At 40.9% G+C, this 3,843-nt stretch carries 1 protein-coding gene; it reads right to left on the reverse strand.

Annotated elements, in window-relative coordinates; translation table 11 throughout:
• Nucleotides 1-24: 24 nt before the first annotated feature.
• A complete protein-coding gene (locus IM496_RS11610; RefSeq protein WP_287661986.1) occupies nucleotides 25-3,714 on the reverse strand; it encodes an Ig-like domain-containing protein in 3,690 nt (1,229 codons plus the stop codon).
• Nucleotides 3,715-3,843: the final 129 nt, after the last annotated feature.

The following is a 3,843-nucleotide window of genomic DNA, read 5'->3' on the forward strand; positions in this document are numbered from 1 at the left end:
AGGATTTAGTCGATTTATGCCACCCTATCGAACCATACCAAGTAACGAAAAGCCAAGAATACCTGCAGCTACACCAAAATCTACAATTGAGTCTATTTTGATTCTGATACCCCGTCCGCTTGCGGCGGGGTAGTTCATTAAAGCATTCCCAGATGAGTAGAAACTATTTAATGATAGCCTTAAAGCATTATCTACGATTGCAGTATCTCCAGACAATATTAAAGAAGATACATCTACAGAAAAATCCTCAAAATTAGCTGAATCCCATATTCCATTACCGTTGGTATCTTCCCATTTAACCCCTTCAATTGTTCCTAATAAAGCATTATTTAACGCAATAACAAACTCTTGGGTATCCACACCCCCACGATTATCCGTAACCTTAACAGAAATATCATAGTTACCAACAGTTTTACCTGCTGTATTCCAAACAATTTCTCCTGTTAAATTATCAATGCTCATTCCTTGAGGAGCATCAACTAAAGAATAGGTTAAATTATCCTCATCAGGATCAATCGCATTAACATCATAAACATAATTTTGACTGGTACTAGCTTTAAGAATAGGCTCAGAGATGATGACAGGTGCATAATTATCCGTTTCTTCTTCTAACACCAATAAAGTATAAACCTGAGTCGCAATACCCCCCTTACCATCATCAACTTGTAAGGTTATCTCGATTTCTCCTGAGACTGTGGGAGTGAATGTAACAACACCTGTATTTTGATTGATTACCAAACCATTAGGGGCATTGATGACAGAATAGGTTAAATTGTCATTATCAGCATCAGTCGCATTAGCATCGTAACGATATTCATTGTTGAGATTACCAGAAACGACGGGATTGGAAACGAATACTGGAGGACGATTTGGTTGAGAATCAATAACGTTGGTTACTACCCCTAAATTATAAGTTTGGGTATCCCTTCCCCCTTTACCATCTTCCACTGAAATAGAGATGTTATAACTGCCGATTGTTGGGGATTGCCAACTTAAAACACCAGTATTATTGTCAATGGTTAAACCATCAGGGGCAAGGGAGAGGGAGTAGAATAAGGTATCATTATCCGCATCAACGGCATTTGCATCATAACTATAATCATTACCGACAATAATCTTTAACTCAGGATTAGTCGTAAATTCAGGAGCATTATTCGCGGAAACAGCAGAAACAATTAAGTTACTAGGGTTAATGACAAAACTAATTGTTTGACTATCATTCCCCCCTTTACCATCACTCACAGTATAAACAAAATTGCCACCATTACCATTAACATCTGCTAGGGGTGTGTAAAGCAAAGAAGTTAGAGAATTAATCGAAATCTCATCACCCACATTAATAACTGTGCCATCAGCTAAAGTTATTTTTCCTTTGCTATTATCTGGTAATTGAGTGACAGAAACCGTTAAAGTATCCCCATCAATATCTGTAGGTGGATTAATATTTAAGGGGATAGGTTGACGGTCTTCTGGTAAAGTAATAGTTTTATCGGCATCGGTGACAGGAGGGTTATTACCAGAAGTATTCTCAGGGTTAATGACAAAACTAATTGTTTGACTATCATTCCCCCCTTTACCATCACTCACAGTATAAACAAAATTGCCGCCATTACCATTAACATCTGCTAGGGGTGTGTATAGCAAAGAAGTCAGAGAATTAATTGAAATCTCATCACCTACATTAATAACTGTGCCATCAGCTAAAGTTATTCTTCCTTTGCTATTATCTGTTAATTGAGTGACAGAAACCGTTAAAGTATCCCCATCAATATCTGTAGGTGTATTAATATTTAAGGGGATAGGTTGACTGTCTTCTGGTAAAGTAATAGTTTTATCTGCATCGGTGACAGGAGGGTTATTAGCAGAAGTATTCTCAGGGGTAATAATAAAACTAATGGTTTGACTATCACTACCTCCTTTACCATCACTCACAGTATAAACAAAATTGCCCCCATTACCATTAACATCTGCTAGGGGTGTGTAAAGCAAAGAAGTTAGAGAATTAATCGAAATCTCATCACCCACATTAATAACTGTGCCATCAGCTAAAGTTATTCTTCCTTTGCTGTTATCTGGTAATTGAGTGACAGAAACCGTTAAAGTATCCCCATCAATATCTGTAGGTGGATTAATATTTAAGGGGATAGGTTGACTATCTTCTGGTAAAGTAATAGTTTTATCCGCATCTGTTACTGGAGGATTATTATCAGGTGGATTCGGCGAATTATCATTATCTAGAATCGTGCCAATTCCCTCACCTTGAATCAGGATAGCATTGGTCACTCCTGTTAAATTGACCGTGAAGGTTTCCGTCGGCTCGCTAATTGTGTCGCCCTTTACAGCAACTGCGATCTTTTTCTCCACTTCTCCCGGTGCAAACGTCAAAATTTCCGTCGAAGATTCATAATCTGTCCCCGCTTGGGCGGTTCCATCTTTCGTTGTAAATTGAGCCGTTACTGTTGTGTTTGTAGGGGCTGATAAACGAACTGTAAAATTAGCAGATTGAGTTCCTGTATTCCCCTCCGTCACTGTGGTATTTTCAATGCTCAAAGACGGTAACTGAATCGGTTCTCCAATTGGTTCCCCAAAACTGAACCGAAACACTAAATCATCAAAATCGCGATCGCCGCCACCCCAAAAATCTTCCCAGGCCCAGGTCTGACTATCCTGTTGAGCATGGACATGATTTAAACCATCCTCATTGGCCGCCGCATAGGAAAAGAAAACCGGTGGGGCATTTCCCCCCTTGGCGATCGCATGATCTGTTGTCCCGTTAGCGACTAGATACCATCCCAGATATTTCCCAGAAGGGACGTTAAACGTTTTACTATCAAACCCTTTCCCAGAGGCAAAAATTACCTGGTGGCGATCGCCTGACAAGGCCGCATCTAAATAACCCTGATCCCCTGGTTTAATCCCATTAATTTCGCCATCCGGCGTATCAACCAAATAATAACCCATCTCGTTTGGAAAAGTATTATCCTGACTGACAGCCTCCACTGTGAGGGGAACCTGTTGCCCTTTGTCTCCGGCTAAGACAATTCCTGCTTGAGCAATATTAAAAACAACATCGTTAAAATCTTGATCTCCTCCACCCGTCAAATCTTCCCAGTTAAACCGCCAGATCCCGCGGTCAAGATGACTACTTTGGGAATGATCAAAGTTATCAGGATTAGCTCCTTTCAGGGAGAAAAAAGCTAACCCCGATTGACCCTGATTTTGTCGATTATTTTCTAACCAATTAGCGCTGGTATCGTTTTGAATCACATAAAACCCTAGACGACTACCCTCCGCAACGGTGAATTCCCGCCAATTTCCCGCTTGATTACCCGAATTGAAGAGAGTTTGTCGGCTGGAACTGCTTAAAGCGGCCTCGGCGAATCCTTCTTCACCGGGGGCGATACCTTCTACCCCACCTAAAGCATCCACCAGAAAGAATCCCACTTCATTATTAAAAGCTGCCTCTCGCACTGTCCACTGGACAACCATATTCACCCTTTCTGAGGGATTACCCGGAACGAATAAAACCTCGCCTAAATCATCTAACTGACTGATTTGAGGGGTTCCTGTCCAAGAAGTATCTTGGTCTGAAAAGGAGAAATTAGCAGCCTCTTGATTAACTAATAACGGGACTGATAGCAGAGAATCACTTTGATTAGCTAAGTTATCGCTCGCCGCCGCGCTCACGGGAGCAAGAAAATTGCTAGCCTGCATTATTCACCAACTGGCAAAAACCTGATTGTGAGGACATCTCAAAAAACAGACTGTTTTTCAGCCAGATCGCTAGATGAACTTCTTGCCAAGGCTTTCGAGGATTTTCCAAAGTCTTCATGAATAATGCAG

It is taken from the genome of Microcystis sp. M049S2 (assembly GCF_020245625.1).
Classification (GTDB): Bacteria; Cyanobacteriota; Cyanobacteriia; order Cyanobacteriales; family Microcystaceae; genus Microcystis; species Microcystis ichthyoblabe_A.